Source organism: uncultured Sphingomonas sp., from assembly GCF_913776855.1.
Classification (GTDB): domain Bacteria; phylum Pseudomonadota; class Alphaproteobacteria; order Sphingomonadales; family Sphingomonadaceae; genus Sphingomonas.
In genome coordinates this window covers 1-17,739 of sequence record NZ_CAJYQD010000012.1, presented here as the reverse complement: position 1 = coordinate 17,739, position 17,739 = coordinate 1, and the positions used below count along the sequence as shown (strand labels likewise).

General features: G+C 65.7%; 20 protein-coding genes. 5 read left to right on the top strand and 15 right to left on the bottom strand.

What is annotated here, in order from left to right:
- Window positions 1-30 precede the first annotated feature (30 nt).
- From QZ755_RS02550 to QZ755_RS02525, 6 genes are read right to left on the bottom strand one after another with little or no spacing between them, the layout of a single operon-like run.
- Window positions 31-276 (bottom strand): acyl carrier protein, encoded by a 246-nt coding sequence (locus QZ755_RS02550; protein WP_294319434.1) that lies wholly within the window; start codon window positions 274-276, stop codon window positions 31-33.
- 33 nt (window positions 277-309) lie between these two features.
- Window positions 310-1,200: an NAD(P)H-binding protein gene (locus QZ755_RS02545; protein ID WP_294319479.1), complete on the bottom strand. Its 891-nt coding sequence runs from the start codon at window positions 1,198-1,200 to the stop codon at window positions 310-312.
- 5 nt (window positions 1,201-1,205) lie between these two features.
- Entirely contained in the window at window positions 1,206-2,345 is a 1,140-nt protein-coding gene (gene proB, locus QZ755_RS02540; RefSeq protein ID WP_294319433.1) for a glutamate 5-kinase, read from the bottom strand.
- A complete protein-coding gene (gene obgE / locus QZ755_RS02535; RefSeq protein ID WP_294319431.1) occupies window positions 2,330-3,376 on the bottom strand; it encodes a GTPase ObgE in 1,047 nt (348 codons plus the stop codon). The genes proB and obgE overlap by 16 nt, the downstream gene beginning before the upstream one ends.
- A 45-nt stretch (window positions 3,377-3,421) precedes the next feature.
- Window positions 3,422-3,904 (bottom strand): GNAT family N-acetyltransferase, encoded by a 483-nt coding sequence (locus QZ755_RS02530; protein WP_294319428.1) that lies wholly within the window; start codon window positions 3,902-3,904, stop codon window positions 3,422-3,424.
- Window positions 3,898-4,488 (bottom strand): TetR/AcrR family transcriptional regulator, encoded by a 591-nt coding sequence (locus tag QZ755_RS02525; protein WP_294319426.1) that lies wholly within the window; start codon window positions 4,486-4,488, stop codon window positions 3,898-3,900. Before QZ755_RS02525 ends, QZ755_RS02530 begins: the two co-directional genes overlap by 7 nt.
- A gap of 47 nt (window positions 4,489-4,535) precedes the next feature.
- Here QZ755_RS02525 and QZ755_RS02520 point away from each other — a divergent pair, with 47 nt between their 5' ends.
- Both QZ755_RS02520 and QZ755_RS02515 read left to right on the top strand, forming a co-directional pair.
- A complete protein-coding gene (locus tag QZ755_RS02520; RefSeq protein ID WP_294319425.1) occupies window positions 4,536-5,384 on the top strand; it encodes a metal-dependent hydrolase in 849 nt (282 codons plus the stop codon).
- Window positions 5,385-5,424: 40 nt separating this feature from the next.
- Entirely contained in the window at window positions 5,425-5,622 is a 198-nt protein-coding gene (locus QZ755_RS02515; RefSeq protein WP_294319423.1) for a hypothetical protein, read from the top strand.
- A gap of 204 nt (window positions 5,623-5,826) precedes the next feature.
- Here QZ755_RS02515 and QZ755_RS02510 read toward each other — a convergent pair whose 3' ends face one another.
- The 3 genes from QZ755_RS02510 to rplU all read right to left on the bottom strand — a co-directional run bounded on the left by QZ755_RS02510 (window position 5,827) and on the right by rplU (window position 7,153).
- The gene (locus QZ755_RS02510; protein ID WP_294319422.1) at window positions 5,827-6,369 is read right to left on the bottom strand and encodes a GNAT family N-acetyltransferase; all 543 of its coding nucleotides are present in this window, start codon (window positions 6,367-6,369) and stop codon (window positions 5,827-5,829) included.
- Between the two features lie 157 nt (window positions 6,370-6,526).
- Window positions 6,527-6,796, bottom strand: a complete 270-nt coding sequence (gene rpmA / locus QZ755_RS02505; protein WP_055760892.1) for a 50S ribosomal protein L27 — start codon at window positions 6,794-6,796, stop codon at window positions 6,527-6,529.
- Window positions 6,797-6,826: 30 nt separating this feature from the next.
- The gene (gene rplU, locus QZ755_RS02500) at window positions 6,827-7,153 is read right to left on the bottom strand and encodes a 50S ribosomal protein L21 (protein WP_055760895.1); all 327 of its coding nucleotides are present in this window, start codon (window positions 7,151-7,153) and stop codon (window positions 6,827-6,829) included.
- A 255-nt stretch (window positions 7,154-7,408) separates the two neighbouring features.
- Between rplU and QZ755_RS02495 the strand changes: the two genes are divergently transcribed.
- Window positions 7,409-9,982, top strand: a complete 2,574-nt coding sequence (locus QZ755_RS02495) for a TonB-dependent receptor (RefSeq protein ID WP_294319418.1) — start codon at window positions 7,409-7,411, stop codon at window positions 9,980-9,982.
- 39 nt (window positions 9,983-10,021) lie between these two features.
- On the opposite strand, the gene QZ755_RS02490 is transcribed toward QZ755_RS02495, so the two are convergent.
- From QZ755_RS02490 to QZ755_RS02475, 4 genes are all read right to left on the bottom strand, one after another.
- Complete coding sequence (locus QZ755_RS02490) at window positions 10,022-10,480, bottom strand: cupin domain-containing protein (RefSeq protein WP_294319416.1); 459 nt, start codon at window positions 10,478-10,480, stop codon at window positions 10,022-10,024.
- Window positions 10,477-11,580, bottom strand: a complete 1,104-nt coding sequence (locus QZ755_RS02485) for a Gfo/Idh/MocA family oxidoreductase (RefSeq protein WP_294319414.1) — start codon at window positions 11,578-11,580, stop codon at window positions 10,477-10,479. Before QZ755_RS02485 ends, QZ755_RS02490 begins: the two co-directional genes overlap by 4 nt.
- A gap of 76 nt (window positions 11,581-11,656) precedes the next feature.
- Window positions 11,657-12,745 (bottom strand): AI-2E family transporter, encoded by a 1,089-nt coding sequence (locus tag QZ755_RS02480; RefSeq protein ID WP_294319412.1) that lies wholly within the window; start codon window positions 12,743-12,745, stop codon window positions 11,657-11,659.
- Window positions 12,746-12,880: 135 nt separating this feature from the next.
- On the bottom strand, window positions 12,881-13,270 hold the full coding sequence (locus QZ755_RS02475; protein ID WP_294319409.1) for a MerC domain-containing protein: 390 nt from the start codon (window positions 13,268-13,270) through the stop codon (window positions 12,881-12,883).
- 90 nt (window positions 13,271-13,360) lie between these two features.
- Here QZ755_RS02475 and QZ755_RS02470 point away from each other — a divergent pair, with 90 nt between their 5' ends.
- Window positions 13,361-14,596: a GTP-binding protein gene (locus QZ755_RS02470; protein WP_294319407.1), complete on the top strand. Its 1,236-nt coding sequence runs from the start codon at window positions 13,361-13,363 to the stop codon at window positions 14,594-14,596.
- Window positions 14,597-15,088: 492 nt separating this feature from the next.
- Here the strand turns inward: QZ755_RS02470 and QZ755_RS02465 are convergent, their stop codons facing one another.
- Together QZ755_RS02465 and QZ755_RS02460 are read right to left on the bottom strand one after the other, a co-directional pair.
- Entirely contained in the window at window positions 15,089-15,793 is a 705-nt protein-coding gene (locus tag QZ755_RS02465) for a CPBP family intramembrane glutamic endopeptidase (RefSeq protein ID WP_294319477.1), read from the bottom strand.
- Window positions 15,794-15,884: 91 nt separating this feature from the next.
- Window positions 15,885-16,979 carry a helix-turn-helix domain-containing protein gene (locus tag QZ755_RS02460; protein ID WP_294319405.1) on the bottom strand — a complete coding sequence of 365 codons (1,095 nt, stop codon included), beginning with the start codon at window positions 16,977-16,979 and terminating at the stop codon, window positions 15,885-15,887.
- 324 nt (window positions 16,980-17,303) lie between these two features.
- Here QZ755_RS02460 and QZ755_RS02455 point away from each other — a divergent pair.
- Window positions 17,304-17,739: aldo/keto reductase (locus QZ755_RS02455; RefSeq protein WP_294319404.1), on the top strand; the 436-nt coding region annotated here is incomplete at its 3' end.

The following is a 17,739-nucleotide window of genomic DNA, read 5'->3' as shown; positions in this document are numbered from 1 at the left end:
ATGTCGGTCTTTCGGGGCCGGGCAGGGGGATCAGGCGGTCTTCAGCTTCTCGACGGCATCGGCCAACTGGCCGACGGTTTCGATGTCCGCCTGCATGTTCATGGTGATGACGATGTCGAATTCGTCCTCCACCGCCGCGACGAAATCCATCACGGTCAGGCTGTCCCATTCGAGATCGCCGGCAAAGGTCGTCGCCTCGGTGAGTTCGACGCCCTTCTTGTTGAACGGTTCGATCAGGTTGGTGATCGTGGCGAGGGTTGCGGCGCGGTCGCTCATGCGGGTCTTTCCAGAATAGATGATTGCGCGGGGCTATAGCAGACGATGCGCGCGATACCATGCCGCGGTGTCGGCAAGGCCGCGTGCCGTGTCGATCCGTGGCTCCCACAGGTCGGGCGGTGGACGCCGTGCGGGATCGGCGGTCCAGTCGGGATGGGCAAGATAGCTGGCCCGATCGGGCGTCAGTTTCGCGCCCGCACCGCGCAACCTGCGGTCGATCCGTGCTCCCAGTTGCAACAGCCCGGCGGGCAGATGCATCGGCATTACCCGCCGCCCTACCGCATCGCCGATCAACCGGGCGAGGTCGGCATGGCTCAGCGGATTGCCGTCGTCGACCTCCAGCACGTCGCGCGGACCATCGCGTTCGGCCAGCGCCAGCAGCAGCCGGGCAAGGTCGTCGACCGCAACCAGCGCGACCATGCCCGGCGGAGGGAGAAGGGCGAGGCCCATCTGCGCCATGCGGAACATGTCGCGCATCTCGGTATCGCCGGGGCCATAGACGCCGCTCGGCCGGACGATGGTCCAGTCGCGATCGCTTGCCCGCACCAGATCTTCGCCCGCCCGCTTCGACGCACCATAGGCCGAAAGCTGCGGCTCGCGCGCCGACAACGAGGAAACATGGACGAAGCGCCGCACCCCGGCCGCCCGTGCCGCGTCCAGCACCGCCTGCGTCCCCGCGACATTGCCGGCGGTGAAGCCCGCGACATCGGGTGCGCTCACGACTCCGGCGACGTGCAGCACGACATCGGCGCCGGTCATCAGCTCAACGAGGCTGTCCAGCTTGTCGAGCGCGCCGCGCAGCCAGTTCACGTTCGGCTCTGCCGGTTGCGCGCGGCGGGTCAGCGCGCGGATGTGCCAGTCATGGCCGACCGCCTGCGCGATCACCCGGCGACCGACGAAACCGGTCCCGCCGGTCAGCGCCATCGTCCTCACAGCAAGGCCATATGGTTGCGATGGATCAGCGCGGAACGCGGCGCATAGCCGAGTAGCTCGGCCAGTTCCTCGCTGCGTCGCCCGACGATCCGCGCGGCATCAGCGGCGTCATATTCGGCCAGGCCCCGTGCGATCACGCGGTCCGCGCCATCGATGATCCGCACAAGGTCGCCGCGTGCGAAATCGCCCGCGATCTCGGTCGCTCCGGCGGGCAGCAGGCTGCGTCCGGTCGACAGCGCATGGGCCGCGCCCGCATCGATGCGGATCGATCCGCGATCGGTCAGCCCGCCCGACAGCCATGCCTTGCGCGCGGGCGCCTGGCCGGCGGTGGCGAATACCGTGCCATGACCGGTATCGCCGAACCGGGCGAGCGGATGGTCGATCCGCCCGGTCGCGATGGCGAGGTTCGCGCCGGCGGCGGTGGCGATCCGTGCAGCCTCCACCTTCGACACCATCCCGCCCGATCCCATGCCGGAGGACGACTTGCCATCGGCCATGCCCATGATCGTGGCATCGATCTGCGCGACGTGGGGGATCAGCCGGGCATCGGGGTTGCTGTGCGGGTTCGAATCGTACAGCCCGTCGATATCGGACAGTAGCACCACGCCGTTGGCGCGCGCCGCCGCCCCGACCCGCGCGGCCAGCCGGTCATTGTCGCCGAAGCGGATTTCCTCGGTCGCGACGCTGTCATTCTCGTTGACGACCGGCACGACGCCCAGCTTCAGCAGCCGTCCGAGCGTCGCCGACACGTTGAGGTAGCGCCGCCGATCCTCCAGATCGTCGAGCGTCACCAGCAGCTGCGCGGCGGTCAGGCCATGTTGCCCGAGCAGTTCGGCCCAGATGCTCGACAGTGCGATCTGTCCGGTCGCCGCCGCCGCCTGCGCATCCTCGAGGCTCGCTCGCCCGCCCTTGGACAGGCCGAGCCGTCGCGCTCCGAGTGCGATCGCGCCCGACGAAACGATGACGACCTGCTGCCCGGCGGCCACGCGCACGGCAATGTCCGCGACCAGCGACGCCAGCCATTCCCGCCGCGCCTGTCCATCGGGCGCGACCAGCAGCGCCGACCCGACCTTCACGATCAGGCGCGGGCAGGCGGCCGGGCTGAACAGGTCGTTCGCCCCTAGATTGGCGACCATTCGCGCGGTTCCTCGTCCTCGCCCGTGTCCTGCGCGTGCATCTCGCTCGGACCGATCGCCTCGATCAGCCGGTCGAGCACCGCCTCCAGCCCCTGACCGGTCGCGCCCGACAGCGGCAGCACCTTCGCCCCGCTTTCGGCTTCCAGTTCGGCGATCAGCGCCTCGGTCAGTTCCTCGTCGAGCAGGTCGGCCTTGTTGAGCGCGATCACCTCGGGCTTCTGGTCCAGGTCGGCGCCGTACGCCTCCAGTTCGCCGCGCACGATGCGATACGCCTCGACCGGATCGTCGGCATGGCTGTCGATCAGGTGCAGCAGCACGCGGCACCGCTCGATATGGCCCAGAAACCGGTCGCCGATCCCGGCCCCTTCGGCGGCACCTTCGATCAGTCCGGGGATGTCCGCCACGACGAACTCGCGCTGCTTGTGGCTGACCACGCCCAGTTGCGGCCGGGTGGTCGTGAAGGCATAGGCCCCGACCTTGGCATTCGCGTTGGTCACCGCGTTGATGAAGGTCGACTTGCCGGCATTGGGCAGCCCGACCAACCCGGCATCGGCCAGCAGCTTGAGGCGCAGCCAGACCCATGCCTCGTCGCCCGGCCAGCCGGTGCCGTGCTGGCGCGGGGCGCGATTGGTCGACGTCTTGTAGCTGGCATTGCCGCGCCCGCCGTCGCCGCCGCGCAGGAACACCTCGCGCTGGCCGGCAAAGGTGAAGTCGGCGAGGACGGTTTCCTTGTCCTCCGACAGGGCCTGGGTTCCCACCGGTACGCGGATGATCAGATCGCGCCCGCCCGGCCCGGTGCGATTGGCGCCCGAACCGCCGGACCCGCGCGGCGCGCGGAAATGCTGGGTATAGCGGAAATCGATGAGCGTGTTCAGGCCGGGAACCGCTTCGAAGATGATGTCGCCGCCCTTGCCGCCATTGCCGCCATCGGGGCCGCCATATTCCATGAATTTTTCGCGGCGAAAGCTGACGGCGCCGGGGCCGCCCCCGCCCGAACGGACGAAGATCTTGGCTTGATCGAGAAAATGCATGGCGTGCGCTTAGTCCGAGTCGCCCCAAACGGGAAGGGGATTGTGCTACAGCCGCCGGTACAGCACCAGCGCATCGACCTCGCCCGATGCCGGATGATCGAACGCTTGCGGCAGGCGCCCGACCTGTTCGAAGCCGAGCGACAGCCACAGTCGCACCGCGCGGTCGTTCGTCGCGACCACAAAATTATATTGCATCGCCCGAAAACCGGCGGCACGGGCATGGTCGAACGAATGGAGTGCCATCGCCCGTGCGATGCCGCGCCCGGTAGCTTGCGGGTGGGTCGCATAGCCGCAATTGGCGACATGGGCACCCCCGCCGGCCTTGTTCGCGCGACAGAAATAGCTGCCCAGCACTTGGCCCTCGACCTCCGCGACAAACACGGCGTTGCCGGGCGCGAACCAGAAGGCCAGCGCCGGTTCTTCGTCCATGTCGCGGTCGAGCGCATAGGTCTCGCCCGCGCGGATGATCGGCATGATGATCCCGGCGATCGCCGCCCGGTCGGCGGTCGTCGCCGCGCGGATCAACATGGCTGCGTTTCGTCGCGCACCGCGATCAGGCTGCGCATCGCCAGTTCGCGCGCCCGTTCGCGCGGCAGGCGAAGCGCCTTCGCCATCGCCCCGCCCAGCAACGCATCGCCCAACGCCATCAGTACCAGTTGCAGCGTCTCGTCTGCCAGCGGCATCCCGCTCAGGCTGTTCTCGCTGCCCAGCCGGTCGACCAGCGCGTGGATCGCATCGAGAATCGGGTTGAGCGCGTCGTCATTGCCCGACAGGATCATCCAGCTGGCCAGCGCCCCGGCACCCTCGCGGTCGAACGCGTCGAAGGTGAGGTCGACGATCTCGCGCGGGTCATGGTCGCCATCGCGCGCGCGCAGGACCGCCGCACCGATCGTCGCAGTGATCGTCGTCGCCATCCGTTCCGCCAGTGCCTTTTGCAGGCCCGACGCCGACCCGAAATGGTGGAGCAGATTGGCATGGGTCCGCCCGATCCGCGTCGCCACCGCCTTCAGCGTGACCGCCTGCGGCCCCGCCTCGATCAGCAGATCGCGCGCCGCATCCAACGCGGCATCGCGCGATGCCTCGGGCGACAGGCGGCGACGAACTATTGACATCCGTGTAAGTAATTCGCAATTGGCATGGGATGATGTGGAGCAGAACCGTGGCGAAAGCAAAGACTCCCGACGACCTGACCATCACCCCGCGCGACGTACGGTTCGGGCGGGAAGGCGGCTATCGGCGCTATTGGTTGAACGACGATCCGGTCGCTACCGCCTTCTACAACGCGCTGTCGGTGACCTTTCCGAAGGGCGAGGGTTTCTTCATCGACAGCGTGCGCCAGTTCCGCGACGACGTTCCCCCGCGCCTCGCTGCCGAAATCCGCGCCTTCGTGAAGCAGGAGGTGATCCACACGCGCGAACATGTGGCGTTCAATCGCCACGTCGCCGACCAGGGATATGACACTTCCCGGCTGGAGGCGCGGGTCGATCGCGAACTGGCGATCACGCGAGGCAGGCCTCCGATCGCCAATCTGGCCGCGACGATGGCGCTGGAGCATTTCACCGCCATCCTTGCGCATCAGCTGGTCGCCAATCCGCGCCATCTGGCCGGCGGGGACCAGGCTGCAGCCGACCTGTGGCGCTGGCACGCGATCGAGGAGATCGAACATAAGGGCGTCGCCTACGACACCTGGTTGCACGCGACGCGGCACTGGAGCCGGTTCAGGCGCTGGCGGATCAAGGCGCTGGTCATGCTGATCGTCACCGCCAAATTCTTTCGCGGCCGGACCGAAGGAATGCTGGACCTGCTGGCGCAGGACGGCCTGACCGGCCCGCGCGTGAAATGGCGCCTGTTCGCCTATGCGTTTGGGCGGCCCGGCATGGCGCGCAAGGTGATGGGGCTGTGGTTCGCCTTCTTCCTGCCCGGCTTCCACCCGTGGAACCATGACGACCGCAACCTGATCGGGCTGATCGACAGCGAATTCGAAGCTGCACGGCTTATCCGCGTCTAGAGGCTTGCTGCCCCGGCCGCGCCACGGCAGAGGGAAGGCCATGCGAACGGTTTCGGAAGACGCCTCGGTCCGGCTCTACCACCTCGATGACGAAGGTGGGGTTGCCACGACGATTCTGTACGGTACGCTGACCGAAGCGATGGCGGCGGCGGCGCGCGAGCCGGAGGAAATCCAGGCCGGGCTGTATCTGCAGACCAGCAACGACGTGGTCGGCTATCTCGATCTGCTGGAGGGGTAACCGGGGCGACGCACGACACGCGCCCCGGCCGCCGACATCACTGATAGCCGCCTTCTTCCTCGCGTTCCTCGGCGGCCTCTTCCTGAACCTCTTCCATTTCCTGTTCTTCGGGCGTTTCGGGATCGATCATCGGGGCGTCCTCTCGATACGGCAGCAGCGCCGCCCGGCATCAACCAGCCGGGCGGGCGCCGCGTTCCGTCGCGATCAGGCCGCGAGCCGCGGAACGTTGTGACGATCGGACAGGTCGATGGCATAGTCGATCGTCTCGACCGTCATGCTCCGGCCGCGCGAATGGATCATGCTGCGTGTGCCGGTCGCGACGAAGCCCAGCCGCCGCAGCACCGCACCCGATGCGGGGTTGTCGACATAATGGCCGGCATCGATCCGGCCGATGCCCAGCGTCGCGGCGATGTCGAGCGCGGCGCGCCCCGCCTCGGTCGCATAGCCGTGCCCCCATGCCGACGGGGTCAGCCAGTATCCCAACATGTGTGGCACATCGCCCAGCGGCCCGATCCCGATCCCGCCGATGAGATCGCAACGCCCGCCGTCATGGGCAAAGATCAGGAAGGTCGGTCCCGCATCGCCCGTCCAGCCGGCGATGAATGCTTCGGCATCGGCCAGCGTGTACGGCCAGGGGACACGCGACAGGTTGCGCACGACCGGTTCATGGCCGATCGCGGCAAGCAGGGCGGGGGCGTCCTCGGTCCAGCCGGGGCGCAGCGTCAGGCGTTCGGTACGGGCGAACATCAGCGTCTCTCCAATGCGCCACGCCTCCGCTAAGAGGCGGGCAGGGGCCGGAGAGAGCAATAAAAAAAGGGAGCCGGGGTGACCCGCCTCCCTCTTGTTGGCTGGTTCCGTCGCCGGAACCCGGATCACCCTGGTGGGCGACCCGTGTGGTAGCCCGTTATTCTGCGGCCTGCGCCAGCATTTCGACATACGCGAACTTGCGGCCCAGCTTACCTTCCTTGAACGCCACGCGGCCATCGACCAGAGCGAACAGGGTGTGGTCCTTGCCCATGCCGACGTTCACGCCCGGATAGAACTTGGTGCCGCGCTGACGCACGATAATGTTGCCGGCGACCACTTCCTGGCCACCGAACTTCTTCACGCCAAGGCGACGGCCGGCCGAGTCACGACCGTTACGCGACGAACCGCCTGCTTTCTTATGTGCCATGGATCAAACTCCTCGTATTCGCTCAGGCGCTTATGCGGCGGCGCTGTCGTCGGCGCGCTTGTCGCCGATCGCGGTGATCTTCAGGATGGTGTGCTGCTGGCGATGACCGTTCTTGCGACGGTAGTTGTGCCGGCGGCGCTTCTTGAAGACGATGACCTTCTCGCCCTTCGCCTGCGCGATGATTTCCGCCGAAACCGTCAGCCCTGCGACCGACTTCAGTTCCGAACCTTCGCCAGCAAGGAGCACGTCACCGAGCGTCACGTTGCTGCCAGCTTCGCCATCGAGCTTCTCGACGACGATCTTGTCTCCTGCGGCAACGCGATACTGCTTGCCGCCCGTGCGCACGATTGCGAACATGGCCCTTGCTTCTTTCCCAAATGCATATGTCCGCGCGGAGATACCCCACGCGGCAAGTGGATTGTGACTAGGCAAGCCTACGCACGCTGTCAATGGCGAAGGCGCGATTCGACGACGAAAGCCGTGTTGCACTGCCGCAACGGTGCTGTGACAATCGAGTTACGGATGGCTGCAAAGGCTTGCCTCAGAAAATTGCGCAAGGGAGGGTTGCGGCGCAACGGCCCGGCCAACACGCCGGGTCAGGGGGAGATTTTCATGCGTAAATCCGTTTTCACGGCATTGGTCCTGTCGAGCGCGCTCGTCGCGGTGCCAGCCATCGCCCAAGTCGCCGATGCGCCGCCGCCCGCCGATCAGGTGCCCGCTGGCGAGGAAATCCTGGTCGTCGGCACGCGTGCGCAGGGACGTACGGTCGCCGAAAGCCCGGTGCCGGTCGACGTCATCACCGGTGATGCGCTGGTCAACGCCGGCTATACCGAAACCAACAAGCTGCTGAACCAGCTGGTCCCGTCGTTCAATTTCCCGCAGCCATCGATCACCGACGGTACCGACGTGGTGCGCCCGGCGACGCTGCGTGGCCTGTCGCCCGACCAGACGCTGGTGCTGGTCAACGGCAAGCGGCGCCACACCACGTCGCTGCTCAACGCCAACGGCTCGGTCGGGCGCGGATCGTCGGCGGTCGACCTCAACACCATCCCCAGCCTCGCGATCGAACGGATCGACGTGCTGCGCGACGGCGCCTCGTCGCAATATGGTTCGGACGCGATCGCCGGCGTCATCAACGTCCAGTTGAAGCGCCGCGAAGGCGGTCGGGCGACCATGACCTACGGCAAGTACGTCTCGTCGATGGAGGGTGTCGCCGAAGTATCGGGCGTCGCGCGCCAGGCGAACGGCCAGCCGCAGGTCCGCGCCGATGGCACCTATGTGCTGGAGGAAACCGGGCGTGATCGCGAAGTGCGCGATGGCCGCACCGTCACCTTTGCCGCCAATATGGGCCTGCCGATGGGTGAAACCGCCTATCTGAACCTGACCGGCGAGTATCGCGACCGCAATCCGACCGACCGGGCCGGCTATGATCCGCGCCGCATCTATCCGCTGTCGTCGACCGGCACCGTCGATCCGCGGGAGTTCAGCGTCAACCGTGTGAACCACCGCTATGGCGATGCGAAGACGACCGACTTCAACTTCTTCCTGAACGGTGGCGTCGACATCGGCGCGACGTCCGAACTTTACATCTTCGGCAGCTACGGCGTACGCGACGGCGAAAGCGCGGCCTTCTATCGCCGGGCATCGGGACGCGACAGCAACAGCAACATCCAGGACCTGCGCAACTGCACCTTCACCGGTACGGTCTGCACGCCCTTCTACGACGGTGGCTTCCTCCCGCTCATCACCAGCCAGATGGAGGATTTCTCCGGTGCGCTGGGCGTGAAGGGCGAAATGGCCGGGTTCAAATACGACCTGTCCTATGTGTACGGCACCAACAGCTTCGATTTCCGGATCGAGAACAGCTACAATGCTTCCTTCGGTCCCCAGTCGCAGCGGGCATTCAATGCGGGCGGGACGCGGTTTGGGCAGCAGACCGTCAACCTCGACCTGCAACGTGAACTGAGCGTCGGGTTCCTGTCCTCGCTGTCGCTGGCGCTGGGCGGTGAGTATCGCAACGAGAATTACAAGATCGTCGCCGGCGAACTGCAGAGCTATGCGGCCGGACCGTTCGCGTTCAGCAATGGCGCGGCCGCCGGGTCGCAGGGTTTCCCCGGCTTCTCGCCCAATAGCCGGGTCGACGCGTCGCGCGACAGCTTTGCCGGCTATGGCGAACTCGATGCGAAGGTCAGCGATGCGTTCAACATCGTCGCCGCCGGCCGCTACGAACATTACAGCGATTTCGGCGATACGGTAAACGGCAAGGTCGCGGCGCGTTTCGCCCCGACCGACTGGATCGCGGCACGCGGGTCGATCTCGACCGGGTTCCGCGCGCCGAGCCTGGCGCAGCAGTTCTTCTCGTCCTTCGCGACGCAGAACCTTGGCGGCACGCTGGTCGAGATCGGCACGTTCCGCGTCGGCGATCCGGTCGCCCGTGCGCTGGGGTCGCGCCAGTTGCAGGCGGAAAAGTCGGTCAACATCGGCGGGGGCCTGACGCTCACGCCGCTGCGCGGGCTGACGCTGACCGCCGACTATTACAACATCAAGATCGACGACCGCATCATCCTGTCCGAAAACCTGCAGGGTACGGCGGTCGTCGCGGTGCTGCGCGCGGCGGGTATCCAGGACATCACCTCGGCCCGCTTCTTCATCAACGGCATCGACACCCGGACGCAGGGCGTCGAGGTGGTCGGCACGTACCGCGTGCCCGACCTGGGCATCGGCAGCGTCACGCTGACCGCCGGCTACAATTATAACCAGACCGACATCACCAACCGGTCGACGCTGTCGGCGATTCCAGGCGTCACCCTGTTCGGGCGGCAGGAATCGCTGCGCCTGACGCAGGGGCAGCCACGTTCTAAGATCAATGCCGGTCTCGACTGGTCGCAGGGCATCTTCGGCGTCACCGCGCGTACCAACCGGTTCGGCAACACCCTGTCGCCGGGCGGGGCGGCGATCACCGACGTCGAACTCGCGCCGAAGTGGCTGACGGACCTTGAAGTCCGGGCGACGCCGGGGCAGTTCGAGCTGGCGATCGGCGCGAACAACCTGTTCGACGTGTATCCGACGCGCAACCCGATCCTGGGCGCGACGGCGATCAACAACTACTTCATCCCCTATTCCAGCTTCTCGCCGTTCGGCTTCAACGGGCGCTATCTGTACGCCCGTGCCGGCGTGAAGTTCTGACGGGGGCAGGCGGGCAGGGGCATCGCGCCTGCCCGCCGCTTATTTTGCGGGGAGCTTGGTTCCCAGCAGCACCAGCCGGTCTCCGGTGATCCCGAACCAGTGCGGGACGCCCGCCGGGATCAGCAGGACATCGCCGGGTTTTAGCGGCCGGTCGACCGCATCGACGATCCGGTCGCCTTCGACCAGTCCGGGCTGTGTTTCGCGTCCACCCTCCATGCGGCTGCCGGTGCGCAGCGTCCCTTCTCCAGCGACGACGATCGCATATTCGGCCTGTTCTGGGTGGACCGCCGGACGTCCGGGGGCCTTCCAATATTCCAGCGCCGCGACGCGATCGCCATCGCGCACGACCGGCTCCCACGCAAAGCCCTGACCCGGCTTCATCGCCTTGCCCATCGCCTCGACACGGGCGGCGATGTCGCTGCCGCTGGCAAGGTCCTGTCCTATCGCCGGGGCGGTCGCCAACAGGAGCAGCGGCGCGATACGCAAGCCGATCCTCATGCCCGGCCATCCAGCCGGATCGTCCGCCCCTCGCGTGCGGAGCGGTAGATCGCCTCGATGATCCGCATGTCGCGCAGCCCTTCCTCTCCCGACACGATCGGGGTCCGCCCGGCGCGGACACAGTCTGCCATATGGTCGAGCTGTCCGGCGAACTGCGTCTTGCCGGGACCCGCCGGCGGGGTAACCGCGCGGTCGCGGCCGTTCCCGACCCACATCTGCTGCCTGGCATAGCCGGTCGCCGGTTCCAGCTCGATCCGGCCCTTGTCGCCCATCAGCAGGATATGGTTGTGGTTGGCGCTATAGGAGGACTGGCAACTGCCGATCGCGCCGGAGGGAAATTCCAGCGTCCAGTCGATCATGTCCTCGACCTCGGCAAAGCGCGGGTCGTGGCGATCGGTCGATTCGCGCGCGGTGACCGCGACCGGTTCCTCGCCGGTCAGGTAGCGTGCCGCCTGCAGGCTGTAGATACCCATATCCATCAGCGACCCACCGCCCGACATCGCGCGCTTGAGCCGCCACATCGTCGGGTCGCCCGCGACGAAGCCGTGTTCGGACCGGACATAGCGAATCCTGCCCGCCGCCCCGCTGCGCGCCAGCCGTATCGCTTCCAGATTGTACGGTTCGAAATGACAGCGATAGCCGATCATCAACTTGCGATCCGCCTTGCGACAGGCGGCGATCATCGCCTCGGCCTCGGCGACCGATACCGCCATCGGCTTTTCGCACAGCACATGCTTGCCCGCCCGCGCCGCGCGGATCGTGTATTCGGCGTGCATCGCGTTAGGCAGGCAGACATAGACGATGTCGACATCCGGATTGTCGCGGATGCGGTCGAAATCGCGATAGTGATAGATCGCATCGGGCGAGAGCCGGTGATCGGCCGCGACCTTCGCCGCCTTGGCCCGGTCGCCGCTGACCACGGCAGCCAGGCGGCTGTGTCGACAATTGGCGAATTCCGGGATGATCCGGCCCAGCCCGTAATTGCCGAGACCGACGATCGCATAGCCGAGCGGCCTGTCGCGGGCGACAACGGCCCGTGTGCTGGAGGCCAGCGACAGCGCGGCCGCGCTGAGGATCAGGTCGCGGCGGGCAAGGGTCATGTCGGCGTCTCCGGCGGTTGCATGGTAACGATGCCGCCGCAGGAGATGCCGTTCAAGCCATTCGTATGATTATACTTTATTGTTCGTCTGGATCGTCTGCGCGGGCCAGGCGCAGCTTGCGTTGTTCGGTCAGCACCTGCCACCCGGTCAGGAACAGCGCCCCGGCGACCGGCCCGACGACGATGCCGCTCAGTCCCATCAGGTCGATCCCGCCCAGTGTCGTGACCAGCACCAGCCAGTCGGGCAGGCCGGTATCGCGCCCGACCAGTATCGGCCGCAGGATATTGTCGGCCAGCCCGATGACCAGCACGCCGGACAGGATCACGACCACGCCCTGCCAGATCGCGCCCGTCGCCAGCAGGTAGATCGCGACCGGGGTCCAGATCAGCGCCGGCCCTACCGCCGGCAACAGCGCAACGATCGCCATCACCACGCCCCACAGCAAGGCGGCGGGCAGGCCGACGATCCAGAAGGTGATTGCCCCCAGCGCCCCCTGCACCAGCGCAACGACGCCCGACCCCTTGATCGTGGCGCGGACCACCGCGACGAACTTGTCGGCCAGCCGCCCGGCGACGGCCGGCTCCAGCGGCAGCGCCCGGACGATCGACGGTCCGATCCGGTCGCCGTCGCGCAGCAGGAAATAGGTGACGTACAGCCCGACACCGAACGCCAGCAGGAACGCGGCGGCATTGGCCCCGATCGACAGGGCGCTGCGGGCCAGCACACTCGCGCTCGCGCTGGCCGCCTGCGAAATCTTCAGCTGGGCGCGTTCGAAACTGCCGAAACCCGCGCTGTCGATCGTGCGCTGGAGCTTGGCGGGCAGGGCGCCATGAACCTGTTCGAAATAGGTGGCGAAATTGATCTGCCCGCTGCGCAACTGGCTGTACACGCCCGCCGCCTGGTCGATCACCATGCTGACGATGACCATCGCCGGGATGACGACCGCGACCGTGATGATCAGCATCGTCAACGCAGCGGCCAGATTGCGCTGGCCCGGCCGCCAGCGCAGCAGGCGCTGGAACAGCGGCTGGAACAGCAACGCCGCCAGCGCCGCCCACAGCAATGCGCCGATAAAGCTCGATACGACCAGCGTCAGCGCAACGGTGACCAGCGCAAGAAAGAGTAGGAACCCGCCATTCTCGACGCGTTGACGGACGATTGCCATGCTGGACAGCCTCGGTTTCGGTCATGCCGGCGCTGCTGCCGGACGATTTCGTTGCGGGGGCGGAACGCCTCGAGCGGCTCTACGCTCCCTGTCGCAGTGTCGAAAGTCCGAAATCGGCCGGGCGTGGGACCGCGCTCAGGCTGTGATCGTCGCGGACCGGGCGGACAGGGCGCGCCAGTTCAGCAGATGGGCGATCGCCAGCGTCACCGCGCCGATCGACGTCACGATCCGCTCAAGGGCTTCCCCCTCGATCGCGAAGGCGCCCAGGCCGAGCAGGATCAGCCCCACGGTCGCCAGCATCGCCGGCTGGTGGCGACCGTGCCGGGCACGGCCCGATGCCATCGCGAGGAAACTGGTCGGCAGCGCGACGGCGAACGCCACGGCGTGAAACGCTTCGGGCACGATCAGCACCGTCGCCAATACCGGAAGCGCGATCAGCAGCATCGGAAGCAACAGGCAATGGACAAGGCACAGTAGCGACGCGGTAACGGCGAATCCGTCGAGCAAGCGTTGCCGACGCGGCATGGGATGGGGCTGGAGGGCAGGCGGGGGACTGGACATGTCGCGGCGTCACCTTTTATAGAATGATACAACATATCATTATGGAGCCTGCATATGGCAACCCCCGTTCCGATTGATCATCGCCTGCCGGTTACGGTGCTGTCCGGTTTCCTCGGCGCCGGAAAGACCACGCTGCTCAACCATATTCTTGCCAATCGGGAGGGTCGACGCGTCGCAGTGATCGTCAACGACATGTCCGAGGTGAATATCGACGCCGATCTGGTCCGCGGGGGCGAGGCGGCACTGTCGCGATCGGAGGAGGCGTTGGTCGAAATGACCAATGGCTGCATCTGCTGCACGCTGCGCGACGACCTGCTGGCAGAGGTGCGTGCCCTGGCCGAGGCTGGGCGGTTCGATTACCTGGTGATCGAAAGCACCGGCATTTCGGAACCGCTGCCGGTCGCCACCACCTTTTCGTTCCGCGACGAAACGGGCGTCTCGCTGGGCGATGTCGCGCGGCTGGATACGATGGTAACGGTGGTCGACGCGGTGAACCTGCTGGCCGATTATTCGAGCCAGGATTTCCTGGCGGACCGGGGCGAGACGCTGGGCGAGGACGACACGCGCAGCTTGGTAGGATTACTGGTCGAACAGATCGAGTTCGCCGATGTGGTGGTGGTGAACAAGGCGTCGTCGGTGCCGGCCGATCACCTGGCCATCGTCCGCAAGCTGGTGGCCAGCCTGAACGCCGATGCGGTGATAGTGAATGCCGATCATGGGCGCGTCGCGCTCGACCGAATCCTCGCCACCGGATTGTTCGACGAGGAGAAGGCGGCCCGCCACCCGCTTTGGGCCAAGGAATTGTACGGCTATGCCCATCATCAGCCAGAGACCGAGGAATATGGCATCGAAAGCTTCGTCTATCGTGCCCGTCGCCCGTTCGACCCGGCCAGGTTCCACGCCTTTCTGACCGATGGCGGCCTCGATCATGTCGTCCGGGCAAAGGGGCATTTCTGGCTTGCGACCCGGCCCGACTGGGTCGGCGAACTGGCGGTCGCCGGCAGCCAGACGATGACATCGCGCATGGGGCGGTGGTGGGGATCGATCCCGAAACATCATTGGCCCGACGATGGACGGTTCGAGCAATTCGTCGCGAAGCACTGGGACCCGCTCTGGGGCGACCGGCGGCAGGAGCTGGTGTTCATCGGGATCGGGATGGACGCGGCGCGCATTCGCCGGCGGCTGGACGCCTGCCTGTTGCCCGCGGCGGCCTTTACGCCGGCGCAGTGGCGTGACCTGCGCGATCCGTTCCCGTCATGGGCCGATGCGGAGGCGGCGGCGGCCGAATAGCCGGGCTGGTGACCCCTACGAGAATCGAACTCGTGTTTTCGCCGTGGAGCCAATTTGTTGAATAGAATCAATGTTGGTTGCCCTATACGGCTTAGAAAGCTTACCATTAACTATCAACGGCTTAGCGCGGGCGGGGCATAGTGGGAGCCGTCGGATTGGGTGTGCTCCCGCACCGTCTCACGGGGTTTCTTGCCTCGGGGGGCAGGCTGGGAAACGCCGTTCGCTTTGGGCACGCTAATGCGGGTGTTTGGCCCAATTAACGCTGCCTATCGGTTGGTTTAGGGGCGCGCTTGCTTGTCATCGTCGGGCCAGCGCACAAGCCGCAGTTCGACGCGTATCTCGACAAGGTGCACGAGGTCGCCATGCGGGGTACCGTTAACGCTCTCCGATAAGGGGCGGCACGGGCGGGGCGTATGCCAAAATCGAACCTCCGGTTTTCCATTTCAGCATCCTTCTGGGAAGCCGCAGCGGTCCCGATCGGGAAGGCAGCTTCTATGCGAGCAGCGAGAATGAGTTGCCGAAATTGTGCAGCAGGATCGGCAGGAGCAGGCTACCCGTTCGCAGACGGATCCAGACGGCGACAAACGAAGGGATAGCCGTCAACGCCATAGTCATAGGGTCGAAGGAAAAGCTGCCGTGCGAAAAGCCGAATGCGTGCGCCATCCCGAAGAGGAAGCATGACAGCACGGCACCCCAACTCCAGTCGACCCCGAGAAGACGCTTCCTGCCGGTGAACGCCTGATCGAGCGCGAGGAGCAGGATGCCGCGATAGAAGGGTTCCTCCTCTAGACCAGGCATGGTCAACTGGAATGCGATTTCTTCGCCGCTGGACCTGCCGCCTTGAAAGGCGATCGCTATCACGGCGAAGAAGGCACAGTAGATTGCCGCGACCGGCAATGCGGCCTTCAGGCTACCCGGTTCCTGCGCGATCGTCAGACCGACACGGCGAAAGCCGAATGCCGGCACCGCGGCGATGGCGAGCGTGGCGATCAGCGACAGAAGTTTGCCTTGCCAGTTCCATTCCCCGCCGATCAGGTCAGGCAGCAAGCCGTAGGCGCGGGTCAGGAGCCCATCGTTGACCGCTACCAGTAGCGCCGCGATCAGTAGCCAACGCGGTGAAAAGCGTTGCCGATCGGTGCATCCTACCAACACTCCCAAGACAAGGAGGATCGCCAGCGTTCCTCCCAAACTAATCATTCCGTTCACGCGCCCACCTTCATGCCATGCAGTAGAAGCGTGCTACTCGTATGGAGACGATGCGCCTTCTCAGAAAGCTGCATCTCGCTCCTCAAAACCCGGCTTTTGCCAAGTGCGGGTCGTTAGTTTCGCCTTGGCGTGCAGCGGCTCGGTAATCGCTGGGGGCGCATCCTTGGATGGCTCTGAAAGCGCGGTTGAAGCTGGCAAGCGAGGCGAAGCCGCTGTCCAGCGCGATGGTGATGAGCTTGTCATGGCCCTCGTCGCTCAGCAACCGACATGCCTCCGCCACCCGGTAGTGGTTCAGGAACGTGCGGAAATGATCGTAGCCCAGCTCGTGGTTGATGAGCGTTCGCACGTTGCGTTCCGATGCTCCCATGCGCTCGACGAAAGCCGCAAAGGTCAGTTCGGGATCGAGGAACACACGCTCGGTTTCCATCAGGCCGGACAGCCGGCGATGCAGCTCGCCGTCATGCCGCAGGCCGGGCTGCGGCGTTACTTCCGCCGGCGACGATGCTTCCTCGATGATGCCGAACGTCAGCACATCGGCACGTACGGTCAGCAGCCTACCCGCCAACCAAAGGGCAAAGGCGAGCGCCATTGCATTCTGGGTCATGGCGAACGCGAGCGGGCGCCAGGTGAAGCCGAACAGCGCATCGGCCGCTAGGTCGATAAAGAGCATTCCGCCTAGAAGAACAGCAACCATGATACGGGCGTTGGAACGTTGCTGGATTAAATCGCCCTGACGTTCGGCCAGCAGCCGCCAGACCAAATGGCCAACGATTGCGAAACCCATAGGTACGAGCAGGAGAGAAAGCCCCTTTCCCGCGAGCGCGTCGCCAAGCAGCCCGCGATCCACTGCGGCGACGGCGGCCCAGGCCAGACCGACGCCCAGCACGCCCCCTCCCAACCTGAACCGGCTATCGAAGCACGACAGGCAGAACCACCATAGGAAAACGACTGCGAAACCGCTCGCGGTGTGAGCAATGGTGCCAAAGATCCCGGCCGGGGACAGCGCAGCGATCGGAGTGTTGCCTATTACGAAGCCGGATAGGCAGAGCGCCAAAGGCGCGAAGAGCGCCGCGGGCAAGCCAACCCGCCGATGTGCGCTGAACAGCAGCCAAGCCAGCAGGAGGATCGTGCCGACAGCACCCGCCCGGATCGCGGCGTCAAGTTGGGCAATGTTCATGCCTTCACGATACGGCAGGGTGTGGCACCAAGCCACTCGCCAATCTGTAACCGGCTGATCCGCAGGCTTCTCACCAGCGGTAAGTTTTGGGAACGCTTTTCCGTTCTTGATCAGCCGTCGTTTTCAAGAGAGGCTGTGCCGCGCTAGGTCGGTTATCGGGGCAGCGTCTCCTTGAGCGGTCGCCCGTCGACGGCTGTGCCGCGCTACGTCGGCTATCGCCCTTGGGGTTCCCGTAAGCGGTCTTTCCGCCTTTCACCATCAGGCGACGCATCCTCCCGCGCCCCCGCCCGTTTGCTATCACCTTCATCCGGGAAAGGACCCGCCATGCGAAATGTTCGACTACCATCGGGCGAGACCGTACCTTCGCTGGGGCAGGGCACGTGGATGATGGCAGAGCGGGCCGATCGCCGCGACCATGAGATCGCAGCACTGCGCGCCGGCGTTGAGCTCGGTATGACGTTGATCGATACCGCCGAGATGTACGGCGACGGTGCGGCCGAGGTGCTTGTCGGTGAGGCGCTCGGGGCTGTGCGGGACGAACTTTTTCTAGTGAGCAAGGCCTACCCACAGAATGCTTCTCGGCATCGCTTGCAGGCGGCCTGCGAAGCGAGCCTGCGACGCCTGGGGACGGATCGCCTGGATTTGTACTTGCTCCATTGGCGCGGATCGGTGCCGTTGCACGAGACGGTCGAGGCGATGAACGCGCTGAAGTCCGCCGGCAAGATCCGCCAATGGGGCGTCAGCAACCTCGATGTCGACG